Consider the following 17,999-nt stretch of genomic DNA (forward strand, 5'->3'; position numbering starts at 1 on the left):
AATCTCTGCTCCATTCCAGTGTATAGTCAACATCACTTGACATAAGTTAACATCATTCGACATAAGGGAAGTCTCTATGGGAATGCTTGATGCCTCGCTCCATAAATTAACCCAAAAGGGCCAATCCCTGTTACATCGCACCGCGGACCGGCATTTACGTTTGGCCGTGACTGGGCTTTCTGGTGCAGGAAAAACGGCGTTTATCACGGGGTTAGTCAATCAGTTACTCAATTCTGGACCTGTCTCAACCTTACCCCACGCCCGCAACAACAGTGCTTTGCCACTGTGGCAGGTGAGCCGCGATCAGCGTTTGCTCGGTGTTAAGCGTGCCATGCAGCCGGATCTTGAAATCGCCAGTTTTGATTATCAAGGCGCCATGTTAGCGCTCACTTCCGAACCTGCGACCTGGCCAGCCTCTACCCGTACTATTTCTGAGTTACGATTGGCGATTAAATACCAACCTAAGAAGGGCTTACTGGCCAAGTTTTCTGATACCGCCACCTTGTATTTGGACATAGTCGATTATCCTGGCGAATGGTTACTCGATTTACCTATGTTGCGCCAAGACTTTGTTACTTGGTGCCGTGCTCAACAAGTTCGCATCGAGAATCTTAAAAGCTCTCCATTGTATGCCGAGTTTGAGCAATCTTTGACATCATTGGATTTAGCCGCCAGCGCCGATGAGCAGCAATTAAAGCAGATTGCCGATCAATATCAGCTATTACTCAATGATTTAGTGCACGTGCAAGGTTATTACCAAGCGCAACCTGGGCGCATGTTATTGCCGGGTGAATGGCAGGGGGCTCCCTTATTGGCTTTTTTCCCCCTGTTATTGGTTAATGATGAAAAGTTTGCTGAACTTTCGCAAAGCGATAAACACAGTGGATTCCATGTACTTGAAAAACGTTATCAAGAATATGTGGCTAAAGTGGTTAAGCCTTTCTATAAAAACCACTTTGCCGGTTTTGATCGGCAGTTAGTACTCGTTGACTGTTTTAGTGCGTTGAATCGCGGTAAAAAGCAATTTGAGGATATGGGCGCGGCGCTCAATGCCATTATGGAAAGCTTTCAGTTTGGCCAATCGAGTTATTTACGGCGTTTATTTGCCCCCCGCATCGACCGTTTATTGTTTGCCGCGAGCAAGGTTGACCATGTGACTCGCGATCAGCAGAGCCATGTTTTGTCCCTGCTGACCGATATGTTGAAACACAGTCAGCATTTTGCCAGTTTCGATGGTTGTAAAGTGGAGACGATGGCGATTAGCGCCATCAAGTCGACTCGCCATGGCATGGTGACAACTCAAGAGGGCGAGGTCGAAGTCGTGCAGGGGATGGGACTCAACGGTAAAGCCCTGACCTTGTTTCCAGGCGAAGTGCCCACTCGCTTACCTGAAGCGCATTTTTGGCGTGACCAAGGATTTAACTTTGTCGGCTTTGCACCGCCGAGCAATGCCAATGTTGACCCCTCTCAAGTGCATTTTGACCATATTCGTCTCGATCATTTGCTGCAGTACTTACTGGGAGATAAGTTGGAATGACGTTAAAGCTATCTGATAATCCAAATGAGCAGGCCTCTAATTCCTCTGTACACTCATTTGAGCATAAGGCGCTGAAAAAGCAGCAACTGTTTGACCCACAAATAGTGGAGCTCAAACCCAGCAAAGAGGAGCTCAAAGGGGCGAAAGCCTTTGATCCGCATACGCCAGTGCAAGAAGTGGCTGCTGATATTGAGGAATTGATGGATGAAACGCTGTCATCCCATTCAAAAATGATCGATGCTAAATCGGTATCGCCTCAACTTGTAAAATCACGCCGTTGGTCTTGGCTCGCTCGTCTGGCAGTAGCGAGTTTATTGCTGCTCGTGGTAGTTCAAACGGGATTAGGATTGATGGATGCTTGGCTTGAGAGCCCTTGGTTGTTCAGTTTTTATGGTGTGGTGCTTGGGGTGGTCAGTGCGTGGGCATTGGCGGGGGCAGTCAGTGAGTACCGCAAACTGAAGCGACTCAAACAGGTTGCCGATACCCAAGAAACTGGCGCTAGGCTGGCGCAGAGCATGCAAATGGGTGAGGCAGACAGCTTTATCGATAACATAGTGTGCCACTATGGCGACAGCCAAGGTTTGCAGCAACTTCGCCGCTCATTAAAAGATGAACATAATGATGCCGAGAAAGTCTTGTTATTCGAGGACTTAGTGCTGACGGAGCGAGATGAACTGGCCAAAAAAGTCGTGCGACGCTATGCGGCTGAGTCGGCAGTGTTACTGGCGGCGAGTCCGTTAGCTGTGCTCGATATGGCGATTATCCTCTGGCGTAATCAACGTATGCTGCGCGATGTCGCCCGCTGTTATGGCATTGAACTTGGTTACTGGAGCCGAATTAAACTTATCCGCAGCATTATTATTAATATCATCTACGCGGGCACCACTGAGTTAGTTACCGATTTAGGAACACAGCTGTTATCGGTTGAAATGACAGGTAAATTGTCTGCTCGCTTGGCCCAAGGCTTAGGGGGCGGCATGTTAACAGCGCGCCTTGGATATCAAGCCATGGCGCTGTGTCGGCCGATTGTGTTTAGGGAAGAGCAAAGGCCTAAATTGTCTAAAGTGCATCAGGAATTGTTGATCGAACTGAAGCAGTTTTCAGGCAAGCTGTTTACCAAGGAAGGCCGCGACGCATTAAAAGGCCAGTTCGCCGATGTTGATGAGAGGGTATTGCGGTCATCTAAAGATAAGTCTAAAGAGTAGATGCTATTGAATATCATATGATTAAACGATTCAAATAGCCGAAAGTAGATGCGCTAATGGACTTGTTCCTTAGCGCATTTTTTATGATTTTTGCAGATAAAGAGAATGACAAAGTGCGACTGAAAAGTGCTATGTAACAAGTTAATTACACTTTTGATCGCTGCTATTTTTGTCATGCTACTGGCTTCAGTGCTTGGCCGCGTTATGGTAGGGCTTATTCGATAGGGCTAATGTTTCATTAACTTATCTATTAGATTATCCATAATGCGGGCATTGAGCGCTCCACACCAACAATCAATCAAGAACGGGAACTGCTCAATGCCAATGACAAGGAGCTAGGTATGCAAGATGAGTCAGGCAAGATGTGGAAGGCGGCAACACAGGTTATTCATGGCGGCCATCAGCGAGAGGCCTTTGGTGCCTTAGTGACGCCGCTTTACCAAAGTGCGACTTTTGTGTTTGAGTCTGCACAGCAAGGTGGTGAGCGATTTGCGGGTAATGAGCCGGGGTATATTTACACGCGCTTAGGGAATCCGACAACCGCTGAGCTTGAACGTAAAATGGCGATTTTAGAAGGGGCTGAGGCCGCAGCAGCAACTGCTTCTGGTATGGGCGCAGTATCCGCCGCATTGCTGGCTAATTTGCAGATGGGCGATCACTTAGTGGCGTCGAATGCCGTATACGGTTGTACTTATGCGCTAATGACGACTCAGTTTGCCCGCTTTGGTATTGAAGTGTCCCTAGTGGACTTTTCATCGGAAGCAGAAATAGAAGCGGCGATTAAATCCAATACTAAGGTCATTTTCTGTGAAACCCCTGTCAATCCGCATTTGCAGGTATTTGATTTAGCGTCAATTGCGAATATTGCCAAACGTCATCAGTTGGTCAGTATTGTCGATAATACCTTTATGACCCCATTACTGCAGAGGCCGCTGGATTTTGGTATTGATTTGGTGATCCACAGTGCGACTAAATATCTCAATGGTCATGGTGATGTGATTGCGGGGATAGTGTGTGGCAGTGAAGAACAGCTCCATAAAGTGAAGTATGAAATTTTAAAGGATATTGGCGCTGTGATATCGCCACATGATGCTTGGCTGATCTTACGCGGCCTTAAAACCTTAGATGTGCGTTTGCAGCGCCATTGCGATAGTGCCCAGCGCGTGGCAGAGTTTTTGGCGGAACATCCAAGCATTACACGTGTGTATTACCCCGGGCTTAAATCTCATCAAGGGCATAAATTCATTGGCCAGCAGATGAAACGTGCTGGTGGTGTTATCGCGTTTGAACTGGCGGCAAATTTAGAAGAAGCCATGGCCTTTGTCGGATATCTAAAGTTGTTCTCAATTGCGGTGAGTCTAGGTGATGCTGAATCCCTGATTCAACATCCTGCATCGATGACGCATTCACCTTATACGTCAGAGGCGAGGGCTGCCGCTGGGATTGGTGATAATTTGCTGCGGATCTCTATTGGTTTAGAGGATTGTGACGACATCATCGGCGACTTGAACCAAGCGCTAGCTCGATTAGCTTAATGAATGTTGTTATTTTAAAGACCGCTAGTTATTTGAATGATAAAAGGATGCTTTTTGCATCTTTTTATCATAGTCAAGCACTGGCTCATTGAGCCGAAGACAGAAGTTTAGCGATAGTGAATATTTATGACGCCGATTTGGTATTTCGGGACAGCTTAGACTATTTTTGATTTGAGGCCACGGAAGTAGGACGAAAGGCCGCAAATCATGGAATAGAGGAATTGTTATGAAAACCACAAATCGTATACCTGCTTTTATGAGTGCCATAGCATTAACGGCTTTTTTGGCAAGCCCAGCAATCGCAACAGAAACCCCAACCAAGGCCGCCGTGAAAGTACAGGCTAAAACTGAAGCGGGTGAAATGGCATCTGATGCGAAAAAATCTATGCCAGATGCCGCTCAAGTCAACATCAATACCGCTTCAGCCGAGCAGTTACTCGTACTCAAAGGGATTGGTGCCGCAAAGGCTCAAGCGATTGTCGACTATCGCACTAAAAATGGTAAGTTCAATGCCATAGATGACTTAGCCAATGTCTCTGGTGTTGGGGCTAAGATAATTGAGCAAAATCGCCATTTGATCAAGTTGTAACCACCTTTGGCGATGATTGCGGTGTAGCCTGCTGATTTTTATGATAAGAGATTCAGTAAAACATATATAAAAGTCTGCATTTGCAGGCTTTTATCATTTCAATCACTCCATTTGCTTATAGATTGTGCAGTTAGGTGGGATATTAAGAGATCTTATCGATTAGCGCTTGATCCCATAGGGTCCATGGGGGATAATCCTTCGCGTTCAAGCAATGCTTTGGTTTATGTCATTCAAAGTAATGTTCGAAGTTATGGTGACCCTAGGGTCCCCCCGCAATGATAACTTGTGAACTCGGCCAGGCCCGGAAGGGAGCAACCGCAGCAAGCGACTCGTGTGCCGGGGTGTCGGCTCTAGGGGAACCTCCAATTCTGCAATATCTATGTTTTATTCTCGTTTCACTTCTCTCTATCTACTCAATTTATTTTATTCAATATACTAGCTTACAGACTATTTCCGTTTTCTGCCGTTAATCATTTATAGCATTAATATTTCTGCACAATGAGATAATCCATTACCTGCCTCTGTTCTTGCCACTACAACGGCTAAAAATACTCTCAACAGTAACCTTTAACGAAATTAACGATTGGCTTCGGCTTCTTCCTGTAATCTTTTTTGCAGATTTTGTTTAAGAAAAGCGCGGGACTTTTCGAGTGCGGTTTGGATCTCACGCTTTAATTCCTGGAGCTCGTTATAGTCTTCAAAGAAGTAAGTATCGACGAGGTGGCGTATATAGCGCACAGGCAGTTGATTTAAGGTCACGCAACATAAGTCGGCGAGATAGTCCTCAGGAAGTTCGTCCATAAGTCCTTCATCTGACAATATTTCCATTAAAAGAACTTCGTAGTAATTACGGATTTCGAGTTGCATTGTTATGCTCCATGACGGTTTTCATTGAGTTTGCTACCACAAATGATTTGCCGCAATAAAAAGTTGGCTGTGTCTTTGGCTTAATTGTAGTGGGTCTCTGCTGTAGCCGCCGCCTATCACGGCTGCAATTGGAATATTTTCCGATTTTGCCATTGATAACACAGTTAAATCCCGTCTGAACAGTCCTTCTTGGCTGATATTGAGCAAGCCAAGATCGTCATTTTGATGAATATCGGCCCCAGCATCATAAAGAATCAGATCTGGTTGATGGATTCGGATAAGGAGGGCGAGTGTCTGCTCCACAGTTTCAAGATACGCACTATCGTCCGCTCCTTTAGTTAGTTCAATATCATGGTGGGAATGCTGCTTACGACTCGGGAAATTCTCTTTGCAGTGAATCGAGCAACTGATGATCCCTTGATGTTGGTGGCTGAGGGTTGCACTGCCGTCACCTTGATGCACATCGCAATCAAAAATCAGTACCTTGTGTACTTGCTGGCTCGCGATGGCATTTCTGGCCGCGAGGATAAGGTCGTTGAAAATACAATAGCCGCTGCCAAAATTGTAATGGGCGTGATGGTAGCCACCCGTGAGATGCAGGGCAATACCCTGATTTATGGCTAATGAAGCTGTGAGTGTGGTGCCAGCCACAGAATGCAAGGTACGCTCAACTAAGGCTTCACTCCACGGGAAACCAATCCGTCTAAGCGCCGCTGTTGGCAAGGTACCCGCGATAAATTGCTCTACATATTCGCGTTGATGCACTTGCATTACATCTTCTGCAGTCATGGCCGTTGGCGTGTGGAACTGTGCAGTCGTGGCAATGTGGTTATCGAGTAAGTACTGCCGTAAATGTGCGTATTTAGTGGTGGGAAATCTGTGATGGGGAGGAAGCGCCAGCTTGGAATAGCTGGCGTGATAAACCAGTGGGATCAGAGTCAATATTGACTAAACCTCGTTATCGCAAGTTGTTATAGCTGTGAAATTGCCCAGCTCATAAATTCTTTACGGGTTTTTTCATCCGCTTGTAGCCACCAGTATTGCAACATTTGTTGTGGGTTGGCTCCTGCTGCTTTAGAGGTGTCTACGGGGGCTGTGAGTGATGTTGCGTTAACGGTCGCCGATGTTGTCACGGGTGCTGGTGCAACGGCTACTACTGCTCCAACTGCACCGGTTGCTGCTGCGGCAGTACCGGATACGTCAACGGCTTGATTACCACTGAAAAGGCGAGAGACGAAGCTTTCTTCTTCTAAATTGGTATTCACCACTTGGTAATTGACGTTGCCTTTGTCACTACGGGTTAATTTGATTTGTGGTTTTTGCGCGTAAACTTTAGGCTTTTTAACGACTTCACCTTCAGCCGCTTGCAGGTAATATTGATGGTCGCCATCAACATCTAAAGTAACGATGAAAGGAGCTGACTTAACAAAGGTTTGGCTGTCACTAAAATCATCCTCTACCATTTCATGGTAACGAATGGCGATTTTGTGAGTGCCGGGGGCCAATTCTAAGCTGCTTTTATGGTTGAATACGCTCGACTCAACTTTTTTACCATCAAGAGCAAGGTACTCAAATGACATAGGAATGTTCAGATCTGCAGCGAAGGCTGAGGCAGATCCGAGTAATACTAGCAGGCTGCTAATTGGCAAAAGTGATTTCATTGTTACTCCTTAACGGTTATTACTCTGATACGGGCGTTCGAATATTTGAATGCGATCTTCTATATAACTAATAGCTTGCCTGCATTTTCCTAGACGACGATGCATCAAAAGGATGTCATTTTGCAATTTTATTTTGTCAGCACTATGACAGTTTTCAAGTTTTGATTCCATTTCTTCAATTTTTTGTTCAAATTTTTTCGCCCAATTAAGATGTTTGTTCAATTCTTCGTAGATCTCATGACTATTTTGCATCACGTTATTGGCGATCCAATCGAAACCACTGGCTTGGTGAGACTGATTCTGGCGCTGTGCAAAACGGGCACGGCTACTGGCACGCTGCTGAGTTTTAGACTTAATGTCGATAGAAGTGGTCAGCAAGGCTCGTTTGACTGCGGTAAATCTATCTTGGATCCGCTCACAGCTCAGGGCAATGGTCTGGGGGGCGAGTTTAAGCTTAATTTGTTTTTCGAGCTGCATAATACTGCTACGAATTTGTTCAATACAGGGGCCGAGTTGGGCGCCGTGTTGGACAAACAGCGAGTGATTAAAACGCTCCGTTTCTTGCAGGAGTTTGCGCTGTGGCGGCGCGAGTCGATTATCGTGCTGCAGTACCTCTTGTTCTAGCGCTTTGAGCTGATTTTTTAGCATCACCAGTAATTGTTGGGTGTTCACAACCATGCGCTCCATGCCAAATTCGCTGCAATCATTAGCACGATCAAAATAAACAGTGGGCGGATAAAGGGCATGCCAAATTTAATCGCGCAGCGGGCGCCGATAAATGAGCCTAACATCATGCACAATCCCATCCACAAACCTATTTGCCACTCTACCTGTCCAAGCCAGCCAAAGATAGTCAATGCGGTTAAGTTGCTGGTGAAGGTCATCGCACGGGCAAGGCCACAACTGTGCAGTAAAGGCAGTTTATACAGAGAGCCAGATGTGACGGTCCAAAATGCGCCAATGCCTGGGCCAGCAAAACCGTCATAAGTGCCTAAAGCCAGTCCCTGTAGCCATTGTTGCTTGGCTGGCGGCTTGCTGGTTGGTGCTTGGCAGTTAACGTCTGACATCGCATTGGGGCTGACTAAACTGTAAATGGCGATGCCAATAATCAGCAAGGGTAGGACTTTTTCGAGCCATTGAGTATCGACTAAATAGACTAAGAAACTGCCCAATACTGCGCCGATAAAGGTGGCGATAAAAGCCATGTACCAAAACGAGGGTTTAAAGAGGTGCTTGCGATAATAGGTCCAAGCCGCCATAAAAGAGCCAAAGCTTGCGGCTAACTTATTGGTGCCTAATACGGTATGCGGCGCAATGCCTAAGGTTAACAGTGCGGGGATCGACAATAGGCCACCGCCACCCACGACGGCATCAATGAATCCAGCGATAAGACCTATGACTGCCAACAGGGCCCAATGACTGGGCTCGAGTAACAACTCCAAATTTTAATCCTACTCTATAACACGTCTAAAGGGCGGTAAGGCATCCAGTAAGGACTTGCCATAGCGTTTAGTGACTAACCGCCTATCTAAAATGGTCACTCGGCCATAATCTTGCTCTTTACGCAGTAATCTACCACAACTTTGAATAAGCTTACGTGAAGCATCTGGGATCGTCAGTTGTAAGAAGGGATTACCGCCTTTGACTTTGACATATTCTGCATGCGCTTGCTCAACGGGCGAGGTTGGCACGGCAAAGGGTAGTTTAGTGACGATCAAGTTCGTCAGATAATCGCCCGGTAAGTCGAGACCTTCGGAGAAACTGCCGGTGCCAAACAAGATGCTTGGTTCGCCCTTATCGCATTTAGCTTTATGATTTTCTAACAACTGTTGCCGTGGCGCATTGCCTTGAATAAGTAGCTCAGTGGTGAGTTTACCTTCAAGTAATTCAACCACTTTTTCCATCTGCCAGTAGGAGGCGAATAACACTAAGGTTGCCATTTCGCCTTCAATAAGGGTAATGATTTGTTCGGCAAGTTCAGCCGTATAGGCATCATCCGTCGGCTCAGTGCGCATTTTGGGTAAATAAAGTGTCGCATTATTGGGGTAATCGAAGGGCGATTGTAAGGCTAAATAACGACTGCCATCGTTGAGTGACAAACCTACTTGATGCACGAAATGGTCAAAGTTATTGAGTGCGCGCAGCGTGGCGCTACATAAGACCACGCCCGCGGCCTTTTGCCACAGCATGGATTCCAGCATAAAGCCGACTTCGATAGGTGAAGCGCTAAATAGATAATCCACTTGTTTACCTGTGATGAGTTCGACCCAGCGCGCCATAGGTGCACCTTTGTGCTTATCTTCCTTGGCCATCATCCTCCACAATTTCTGCAGGTTTTCGAGCCTTTGCAGCATAAATCCGGTTTCGGCCAATAGCGCTTCGGATTGATGTTTAGGAATATCGCCATCTTTAATCGCCTCGGCCAGCAGTGACAGCATTTTATTAAACTGTTTGAGGGCTAGATTAGAGGTAACAGCGAGGTTTTCGGCGAGAATGAGTAATGACTCTGGTAGTTTGCCGTGCTCAAAACGCAGACGGTTTTCAGGATTGGCAAAGTGTTTGGTCTGGGTATCGCAGTAGTGGGCCACTTGATTGAGCTGGCTGATAAGATCGCCTAAGTGATCCTGCATCGCCTGCGCGGGGGCAATGATATTGTTGCTCTTTATTTGGTTTTGTAACTTAGCGCAGGTTTTACCAATTTTTTCGAGCCAGTCGCAGGCGCCCCTCAGCGTGGCCTGTGCACTGGAGAAATCCCGCGCCACAATCGGTAAGTGATGTGCCTCATCGATAACATAAAACACGTCTTCGGGATCGGGCAAAATCACGCCGCCGCCTAATTCTAAATCGGCGAATAACAAGCTGTGGTTGGCGATGAGCACGTCCCAAGTATCGACATCTTCGCGGGCTTTATGGAACGGGCAATTTCTGTGGCTGGCGACTTGGCGATGACAGCTGTGTTTGTCGCAGGCGATTTGTTGCCAGAGGTGATCGGGCAGCGGCACGGCTAAGGTGTCGATTTCGCCGTTCCAGCGACCTTCGTTATAGTCTTTTAACAGGCCGTGCATCATAGCCACTTGGCTATTGTCTGGTTTAGTTTGCCACATGGCCATTTGTGTACTGTTGTCGTCACCGATGAGCATCGCCAGTTTCGATAGACACACATAACGTTGTCGACCTTTAACTAAGCCAAAGCGGAAATTTAAGCCGGATTGCTCAAGGAAGAAGGGCAAGTCTTTATGCAGTAATTGCTCCTGCAAAGCGACGGTTGCGGTAGCGATGCAGACCTTTTTCTTGCTCGCTAATGCCAGTGGAATGGTACCGAGGATATAAGACAATGATTTACCGATCCCAGTGCCTGCTTCGACCACAATGATGCGCCTATCTTTATCATAGTCGCCGGCGAGGGTCTTAGAGATTTCCGCCACCATATAGTTTTGTTCGCGGCGCGGCCTAAAATTAGGCAAGGCGGTAGCAATATCCTTATAGATGGCGCGGATCTGGGTTTTTACATTGTCAGGTAACATGCGTCACTACTTTATCGAATTAATGCTGTACATAATAACAGTGATTGCATAGCCTAAGAAACTTTTCTGCCATTTGGCGGCATTTAAATTGAGGAACCATCTAAATTGACTAGCTACGCGATTTGGGAACCCATGCGATGAAGTCAGAGGCTACCGCGGCCGTTAGTGTACAAGGTCGAGTCTTAACACGCCATGCGATTCATCGTCATGGGAGTTTAGTGTTGCAGTATTATCTGGCTACCGCCCAAGGCCCTGTGCTGGTGGAAGTGCAAGGCACTGAACACATTTGTTTTTGTCATCAAACTGATGTCACGGCTTTGCAGTTGCAAACGCCGGGTCAAGCATTGCGGTTTGTACCGTTAGCGCTCAAAAGCTTTAAAGGCGGCGCGGTCAGTGGTGTTTATGCCAAATCGAGCAATAGCTTACGTACCTTACAACGCATCGCTAAAGATGCCGACATCCCTTTATTTGAAGCCGACATTCGCCCTGAACAGCGTTATTTAATCGAGCGGTTTGTGGCGCTGGATGTGGCATTTTTAGGGCATTTCTCTGCGCCGACTAGCGACAGTTTTGAGGCTAATTCGCTGCCTGTGTTTATCGCCGAGCGTGCTAAGAGTATTGCCCCTTTAACGGCTGTACATTTGCGCTGTATCTCACTGGATTTTGAATGTAGCTTTGAGGGTTTACTCTATTCGGTTGCACTATATGGTCAAGACAGTGGCCGAGACGGTGAGCAAGATAGCCTCAAGCAGACTTATGAAAAAGTGATTATGGTGGGTGAGGCTGAATCAAACTCTCCCGAATATATTGAATGGGTGGCCGATGAAGCTGCACTCATTCATCGATTAATCGCGTGGTTCCATGAGTTTGATCCTGACTTTGTCATAGGTTGGTCAGTGGTGAGTTTTGACCTCGCACTCTTGTCACGCCGTGCATTATTACACCGTATTCCGCTCACCATTGGCCGCGGAGGGGCAAAGCTTGAGTGGAAAGTTGACAATAAATTTCGGCCAGAAACCTTAGTTTTACCGGGCCGAGTGGTTCTTGATGGTATTGATTGGCTCAAGGCGGCTTTCTATCATTTTGAGCGGTTCTCGTTGGAATTTGTTTCGCGGAAATTATTGGGTGAAGGCAAGGCTATTCATAACGTGGATAATCGCGTTGAAGAAATTGATCAGCTGTTTAAGGCCAATAAACAAGCATTAGCGCATTACAATCTTACTGACAGCCGTCTGGTGTGGGATATTTTTAGTTATACTCAATTATGGGAGTTCGCCCTCGCGCGAGCTGAACTAACAGGTTTAGAGCTGGGGCGGGTTGGGGCTTCGGTGGCGGCATTTAATCATTTGTATTTACCGCATTTGCATCGAGCCGGTTACGTCGCACCCGATGCTCCTGCGAGTGATGGGATCGAAAGCCCCGGTGGCTATGTGATGGATTCTGTGCCGGGACTTTATAAGCATATTTTAGTGTTCGATTTTAAAAGTCTATATCCCTCCATTATTCGTACCTTTTTGATTGACCCTAAGGGATTAATTGAAGGTTTGCGATTGCCCGAGTTTGAATGTGTTGCGGGGTTTCTCGGTGGGCGTTTCAGTCGGCAACAGCCCATTTTGCCTAAGCTTATCCAAACATTATCTGAGCAGCGCGAAAAGGCCAAACGTGAGCACAATGCGCCTTTATCCCAAGCGATAAAAATTATCATGAACTCGTTGTATGGGGTTTTAGGTTCTCAAGGTTGTGTTTTCCACGATGCAAAGTTAGCAAGTTCGATCACTATGCGTGGTCATCAAATTATGAAACAAACCCGCGCATGGATAGAAGAGATGGGCTATCAAGTGATTTACGGCGATACGGATTCGACCTTTGTCTGGCTTGGCAGCGAGCCTGATCTCTCAGACATTAACGCCTTAGGTAACACTCTGGCGCGGGAAATTAATGCTAAGTGGCAGGCTAAGATCGGTGAAGATCATCAAGTTGAGAGTTTTCTCGAGTTACAGTTTGAACGCCACTATGAGCAGTTTTTTATGCCGACCTTAAGAGGGTCGTTAGAAGGCAGTAAAAAACGTTATGTTGGCGCGTGGCGTAATGCGAGCGATGAACTTGAGCTTACTTTTAAAGGTATGGAGCAAGTGCGCAGTGATTGGAGCCCTTTAGCGCGCAAAGTTCAAGAGTCACTCTATGAACGGATGTTTAACCAAAGGGATATCCGTGTTTATTTGGCCAGTGTGTTTGAAAAGCTGCTTGATGGCGAGTTGGATGATGATTTGGTATTTCGCAAACGTATGCGACGCAATATTGAAGATTACACGGCTAAATCTTCTCCTCATGTTAAAGTCGCTCAACAATTATGCGACTTAACAGGAGATGCCTCTTTTGGCAAGCGTGGGGCGCAGATTGATTATCTGATTACTGTAAATGGACCGGAATCCTTACTGTACAGAACGTCACCAATTGATTACCAATACTACATTGATAAGCAAATTGGCCCTATTGCCGAGCCTGTTTTTTCGATAATGAAACTAAACTACATGGATATTGCGTCAAAGCAGTTGCTGTTAATATAGTGTTTTTAATGTTCTTTATGTGTTGCGCAGGGTGGCGAATGTAGCGTTTTAACCTGTTTTGTAGAGGTTAACTGGTTTGTTTTTGTGATGTTAATCGACATATTCTTTAGGTTTAGCTTTGAGGGAATATTGAAAGTTTGCTACCCTTTAAGAGGAAATTGTAAGGAAATATAACAACGGAATGACGTTGACAGAACATAAACAAAAAAGGTTAAGCACCAAATGAACAAGACGTTAGTAGCAACTGCGCTTGCAGCAATTTTTTTAGTTCCATCAGTCTCAGCTATCGAGATCTATAAAGATAATAAAAATGCCGTAGAAATCGGTGGTTTTATTGATGCACGCGTGATCAACACTCAAGGCGAAACAGAGGTTGTTAACGGCGCATCTCGCATTAATTTTGGTTTTAATCGTGAGTTGACTGACGGTTGGAAAGCATTTGCTAAATTGGAATGGGGTGTGAATCCTGTTGGTAGTAGCGACATCGTCTATAACAATCGCTTCGAATCTGTTCAAGAAGAGTTCTTTTATAACCGATTAGGTTACGCTGGTCTGTCCCATGACACTTATGGAACACTGACTATTGGTAAGCAGTGGGGCGCTTGGTACGATGTCGTTTACAACACTAACTATGGTTTTGTGTGGGACGGTAACACTGCAGGTGTTTACACTTATAATAAAGATGATGGCGCGGTAAACGGTGTTGGTCGTGGTGATAAAACAGTTCAATATCGCAATGCATTTGGCGATGTAAGCTTTGCAGTTCAAGCACAGTTGAAAAACAGCAGCTTCTATACCTGTGATACAACGGATGATATTTCACAAGCTCAGTGTCAAGCGAACTGGGAAAGTGGTGATAAAGCGGCTCAACAAGTAGAATACAATTATACTTATGGTGGCGCGCTGACTTATAAAGCCACTGATATGCTGACCTTAACTGCGGGTGTTAACCGCGGTGAGTTTGATGTGAGTTTTGGTAACGGCGAACAAACCACTGCGGTTGATCTTATCTACGGTGCGGGTATCACTTGGGGTAACTTCGATAGCAATGGCTTATACGCTGCTGCAAACGTCAACAGACAAGAAAATCATGACACAGACAATATTGGTCGTTTGATTAAAGACGCCTATGGTATTGAAAGTTTAGTTTCATACAAGTTTGACAATGGGTTACGTCCATTCATTTCTTACAACGTGCTTGATGCTGGTAAAGACTATGTCATTCAACCTAACTTTAATGCCGATCCTAACGATGAGTTCAAACGTCAGTTTGTCGTGGTTGGTTTGCATTTTGTATGGGACCCAAACACAGTGCTTTACGTAGAAGCACGTAAAGATTACAGCGATTTTACCAGTGCAGATAAAGAACAAGAAGCTAGAATGGCGCTTTCAGAATCTGACGGTGTTGCAATTGGTATCCGTTACACACTTTAAGTTCTGCCTTGTCTATTACAATAGTTTAATTGTTTAGAATTGTGCTAGTTGTAAGTGTTGCTTCAAAGCCCAAAGTGTAAAACTTTGGGCTTTTTCATTCAAAAAGGTTATTAAACTCAATAAGGTCGTGTTAAATAGCATTTTCTCTCCTTACAACCAAGCTCACGTCAATTATGACGTAAGTTGTGCTATCTCCATCCCCTAAAATCACTTTCTGTATAAATAATCATCAATCACGCATCCTTATGTATCTTTGTTGGGGTGATAATATGTTATTTGTTTGTTATTTGTTGATTTAGTGTTTTATATGTGATTTTATTGCTCTTGAAATTGACGTGTTAGCAACTAAGGTTGCGATAGAGCAATTTACGCTATCTATGCATAAATGTAGATGCAGAATATAAGAAAAACATGAATTATCAAGGGAGATAGACAATGTATAAGAACAATTTATTATCTAATTCAGTACGTTACGCTCTGCTTGGCGGCTTGGCTGCTGCGACATTAAATGCTCCAGCGGTCTTGGCTGCTGAAGATGGTGCAAAAGTTGAGCGTATTGAGGTTACCGGTTCACGCATCAAACGTAGCGATTTAGAAGGTGCTTCACCTGTAACAACCATTTCATCAGAAGATATGAAAATGGAAGGAAACCTTACTGTTGCAGATGCTTTGCGTAATAGTAATTTGAATACTTTCGGTTCTTTCTCTGAAAGATCAGGTAGTTCAGCTCAATCTCAAGCAACAATAGATTTACGTGGTGCAGGATCGGATAGAACTCTTGTTCTTATTGACGGTAAACGTTTTCCTGGTTCTCCTACTTTAGGTGGTGGTTCCGCAAATTTAAACGCAATTCCAATGGCTGCTGTTGAGCGTATTGAAATTTTAACTGATGGTGCTTCTTCTACTTATGGTTCTGATGCTATTGCTGGTGTAGTTAACATCATCATGAAGAAGAACTACCAAGGTATTGAATTCAATGTTGGAAGCGGTTCGCGTGAGGCTGATGGTGGCCAAACTAGCAAAGAATTTTCTGTGGTTGCTGGTTATCAGATGGATAAAGGTAACATAACGTTCGCTTTTGACCATCAAGACCGTAAAGGTATTTCTGATGCTGATCGTCCGTACACAGCTGCAAGTATGACAGATAATAATGGCGACGGAATCATTCAAGCATACACTGATACTATTGGTTGGAGTATATATGGTGCGACTGTTGCGTCACCAGATTTTTCAGAAGCTCAAGCATCGCCATTATGTGATGATTTAGCCGCTCAATATGGCTCAGATGTGTTTAAGAAAGTTGCAGCAGATGATGATTGGGGCCCTGGTTCGACTTACTGTATGTATGCAAACGCTAACGTTTCGTATAATAAAGCATCAATAGATCGAAATACTGTATACGTTGATGCAAATTATGAGATTGCTGAAGACGTCGAGTGGTTTGGCAGAACAATGTTCACCCAAAACAACTCATTTGGTCGCTATGCACCACCTGCAGCAGCATGGAATAAAATGGCTGCGGATAATCCAAATAATCCATATGGTGTTGAAACAACAGGTTACTGGCGTTGGGTAGGAATTGGAACTCGTGATGGTAATGTTGATGATTACAATCAAGATTATTTAACTGGTTTGCGTGGTACTCTGCCATCATTAAACGATGCTTCTTGGGAATTTTACTATCACTATAATAAAGCTGATAATAAGAGTATTGGTGAGTACTATCTAAGTTATGCTGGCTTAGCTCACAATATAGCCAATGGTATTGATTTAGGCTCAGAGGAAGGAATTGCAAACATGAAAGCTACGACTTTAACTCAAAGTCGTGCTGAATTTCATCAGTATAATGGTGGCATAGGTTTTGATGCATTTGAACTTCCTGGCGGAGCTGTTGCACATTATTTTGGAATGGAATACTTTACTCAGGATTTCTCTGAGGTATATGACGCTCAGTCTGAAGCTGGTTTAATCGGTGGTAGTGCTGGTAACTCATCAAGTGGTGATCGTCAAGTTTTTGCTACATTCTATGAGGCTGCATTACCAATAGTTGATAGTGTTGAAGTCAACTTAGCTGCACGATACGATAAGTATAGTGATTTTGGTAGTAATTTATCTCCAAAAGCATCAGTAAGATGGCAAGCATTAGATAACGTAGTAGTTAGAGCTTCTTATTCTGAAGCATTCAGAGCTCCTAGGTTAGATCAATTAAATGCGGCAGACACTTTCAGTGCTGAAAGCGGAAAAGACTACCCATTCTGTGTTTCAAATGCATCAGCTTCTTGTCCTACAAAACAGTTTGATACCTATATATCATCGAATGATAAATTGGATGCTGAAACCTCTCAATATATTAATTTTGGTATAGCTTGGGATGTAATAGAGCAATTCTCCGTTAAGTTAGATTATTTTAATTTAGATATTGACAATGCAATTGCGCAACGAAGTGTTACAAACGTTATGCGTGGCATCGCAAACGGCCAGTTGACCCCAGATAGTACGTTTTATGTTGAACGAGCACCTACTACTGATGGAACTTTAGGTAAAACACTCAAAGTTGGTACTGGTTATGCTAATGGTGATAAATTAACAATTGAAGGTATAGATCTAGGTTTAACTGGAAATATAGAAACTCAAATTGGTGAATTTTCAGTGAATTGGAATAACTCATTTGTTCTTGATTACACTTCGGAACAAATTGGTGGTGCTACTGCACAAAATACAGCTGGTTGGGAAGGTCAGCCAGATTATAAGAGTGTGGTCACTACAACTTATAAAGTTTCTGATCATACATTTGCTTGGAATATGAATTACACTGCAGGTACATATGCTAAGGATAAAGCTATTGATGCTGCAGGGCTAGTGTTGGTACCAGAGGGAGACCTTGACTCATGGTTAATTCATAATCTTAGTTATACATATAATGCTGGAGATTTTGGTTCGGTCACTTTAATGGTTAATAATCTAACAGATGAAGATCCGATTCTTAATGAAGGAGCTTATGATAACGCAGACCTATATAACAACTATGGTCGTGAATATCGTGCTAGCTACACAATTAAGTTCTAAATTTATTGGGATTT

13 protein-coding genes and 1 other RNA gene are annotated in these 17,999 nt (G+C 44.6%); 8 read left to right on the forward strand and 6 right to left on the reverse strand.

Annotated features, from left to right (window positions below; all coding sequences use genetic code 11):
* The first annotated feature begins 76 nt into the window (after positions 1 to 76).
* The 5 genes from HGO26_RS04870 (at position 77) to ffs (ending at position 5,223) form a co-directional block, all read left to right on the forward strand.
* Positions 77 to 1,537, forward strand: a complete 1,461-nt coding sequence (locus HGO26_RS04870) for a YcjX family GTP-binding protein (RefSeq protein WP_168823658.1) — start codon at positions 77 to 79, stop codon at positions 1,535 to 1,537.
* A complete protein-coding gene (locus HGO26_RS04875; protein WP_168823660.1) occupies positions 1,534 to 2,742 on the forward strand; it encodes a TIGR01620 family protein in 1,209 nt (402 codons plus the stop codon). Before HGO26_RS04870 ends, HGO26_RS04875 begins: the two co-directional genes overlap by 4 nt.
* A 341-nt stretch (positions 2,743 to 3,083) precedes the next feature.
* Positions 3,084 to 4,277 carry a methionine gamma-lyase gene (gene megL, locus HGO26_RS04880; protein WP_168823662.1) on the forward strand — a complete coding sequence of 398 codons (1,194 nt, stop codon included), beginning with the start codon at positions 3,084 to 3,086 and terminating at the stop codon, positions 4,275 to 4,277.
* Positions 4,278 to 4,503: 226 nt separating this feature from the next.
* Complete coding sequence (locus tag HGO26_RS04885) at positions 4,504 to 4,866, forward strand: ComEA family DNA-binding protein (protein ID WP_105252925.1); 363 nt, start codon at positions 4,504 to 4,506, stop codon at positions 4,864 to 4,866.
* A gap of 259 nt (positions 4,867 to 5,125) precedes the next feature.
* Positions 5,126 to 5,223: signal recognition particle sRNA small type (gene ffs, locus HGO26_RS04890), an RNA gene on the forward strand.
* 219 nt (positions 5,224 to 5,442) lie between these two features.
* On the opposite strand, the gene HGO26_RS04895 is transcribed toward ffs, so the two are convergent.
* The 6 genes from HGO26_RS04895 to dinG are packed head-to-tail and all read right to left on the reverse strand — an operon-like array spanning position 5,443 to position 10,918.
* On the reverse strand, positions 5,443 to 5,733 hold the full coding sequence (locus HGO26_RS04895) for a late competence development ComFB family protein (RefSeq protein ID WP_028760452.1): 291 nt from the start codon (positions 5,731 to 5,733) through the stop codon (positions 5,443 to 5,445).
* A 33-nt stretch (positions 5,734 to 5,766) separates the two neighbouring features.
* A complete protein-coding gene (locus HGO26_RS04900) occupies positions 5,767 to 6,675 on the reverse strand; it encodes a histone deacetylase family protein (RefSeq protein ID WP_168823664.1) in 909 nt (302 codons plus the stop codon).
* Positions 6,676 to 6,704: 29 nt separating this feature from the next.
* A complete protein-coding gene (locus HGO26_RS04905) occupies positions 6,705 to 7,394 on the reverse strand; it encodes a DUF2057 domain-containing protein (protein WP_168823666.1) in 690 nt (229 codons plus the stop codon).
* 9 nt (positions 7,395 to 7,403) lie between these two features.
* Positions 7,404 to 8,072 carry a primosomal replication protein gene (locus HGO26_RS04910; RefSeq protein WP_211085833.1) on the reverse strand — a complete coding sequence of 223 codons (669 nt, stop codon included), beginning with the start codon at positions 8,070 to 8,072 and terminating at the stop codon, positions 7,404 to 7,406.
* Positions 8,063 to 8,836: a sulfite exporter TauE/SafE family protein gene (locus HGO26_RS04915; protein ID WP_028760448.1), complete on the reverse strand. Its 774-nt coding sequence runs from the start codon at positions 8,834 to 8,836 to the stop codon at positions 8,063 to 8,065. Before HGO26_RS04915 ends, HGO26_RS04910 begins: the two co-directional genes overlap by 10 nt.
* Before the next feature lie 9 nt (positions 8,837 to 8,845).
* A complete protein-coding gene (dinG, locus tag HGO26_RS04920) occupies positions 8,846 to 10,918 on the reverse strand; it encodes an ATP-dependent DNA helicase DinG (RefSeq protein ID WP_131524311.1) in 2,073 nt (690 codons plus the stop codon).
* A 137-nt stretch (positions 10,919 to 11,055) separates the two neighbouring features.
* On the opposite strand from dinG, the gene HGO26_RS04925 reads away from it, so the two are divergent.
* The 3 genes from HGO26_RS04925 to HGO26_RS04935 all read left to right on the forward strand — a co-directional run bounded on the left by HGO26_RS04925 (position 11,056) and on the right by HGO26_RS04935 (position 17,985).
* Positions 11,056 to 13,485, forward strand: a complete 2,430-nt coding sequence (locus HGO26_RS04925; RefSeq protein ID WP_168823668.1) for a DNA polymerase II — start codon at positions 11,056 to 11,058, stop codon at positions 13,483 to 13,485.
* 222 nt (positions 13,486 to 13,707) lie between these two features.
* Positions 13,708 to 14,919 carry a porin gene (locus tag HGO26_RS04930; RefSeq protein ID WP_028760445.1) on the forward strand — a complete coding sequence of 404 codons (1,212 nt, stop codon included), beginning with the start codon at positions 13,708 to 13,710 and terminating at the stop codon, positions 14,917 to 14,919.
* A gap of 435 nt (positions 14,920 to 15,354) precedes the next feature.
* Positions 15,355 to 17,985 carry a TonB-dependent receptor plug domain-containing protein gene (locus HGO26_RS04935; protein ID WP_168823670.1) on the forward strand — a complete coding sequence of 877 codons (2,631 nt, stop codon included), beginning with the start codon at positions 15,355 to 15,357 and terminating at the stop codon, positions 17,983 to 17,985.
* Positions 17,986 to 17,999: the final 14 nt, after the last annotated feature.

This window comes from Shewanella oncorhynchi, assembly GCF_012584455.1.
Lineage (GTDB): Bacteria > Pseudomonadota > Gammaproteobacteria > Enterobacterales > Shewanellaceae > Shewanella > Shewanella oncorhynchi.

Bases quoted from the DNA above. Each gene is read 5' to 3' on its own strand.
- HGO26_RS04870 (WP_168823658.1), top strand. From the start codon at position 77: ATGGGAATGCTTGATGCCTCGCTCCATAAATTAACCCAAAAGGGCCAA.
- dinG (WP_131524311.1), bottom strand. From the start codon at position 10,918: ATGTTACCTGACAATGTAAAAACCCAGATCCGCGCCATCTATAAGGAT.
- HGO26_RS04910 (WP_211085833.1), bottom strand. From the start codon at position 8,072: ATGGTTGTGAACACCCAACAATTACTGGTGATGCTAAAAAATCAGCTC.
- HGO26_RS04930 (WP_028760445.1), top strand. From the start codon at position 13,708: ATGAACAAGACGTTAGTAGCAACTGCGCTTGCAGCAATTTTTTTAGTT.
- HGO26_RS04875 (WP_168823660.1), top strand. From the start codon at position 1,534: ATGACGTTAAAGCTATCTGATAATCCAAATGAGCAGGCCTCTAATTCC.
- HGO26_RS04935 (WP_168823670.1), top strand. From the start codon at position 15,355: ATGTATAAGAACAATTTATTATCTAATTCAGTACGTTACGCTCTGCTT.
- HGO26_RS04895 (WP_028760452.1), bottom strand. From the start codon at position 5,733: ATGCAACTCGAAATCCGTAATTACTACGAAGTTCTTTTAATGGAAATA.
- megL (WP_168823662.1), top strand. From the start codon at position 3,084: ATGCAAGATGAGTCAGGCAAGATGTGGAAGGCGGCAACACAGGTTATT.
- HGO26_RS04885 (WP_105252925.1), top strand. From the start codon at position 4,504: ATGAAAACCACAAATCGTATACCTGCTTTTATGAGTGCCATAGCATTA.
- HGO26_RS04925 (WP_168823668.1), top strand. From the start codon at position 11,056: ATGAAGTCAGAGGCTACCGCGGCCGTTAGTGTACAAGGTCGAGTCTTA.
- HGO26_RS04905 (WP_168823666.1), bottom strand. From the start codon at position 7,394: ATGAAATCACTTTTGCCAATTAGCAGCCTGCTAGTATTACTCGGATCT.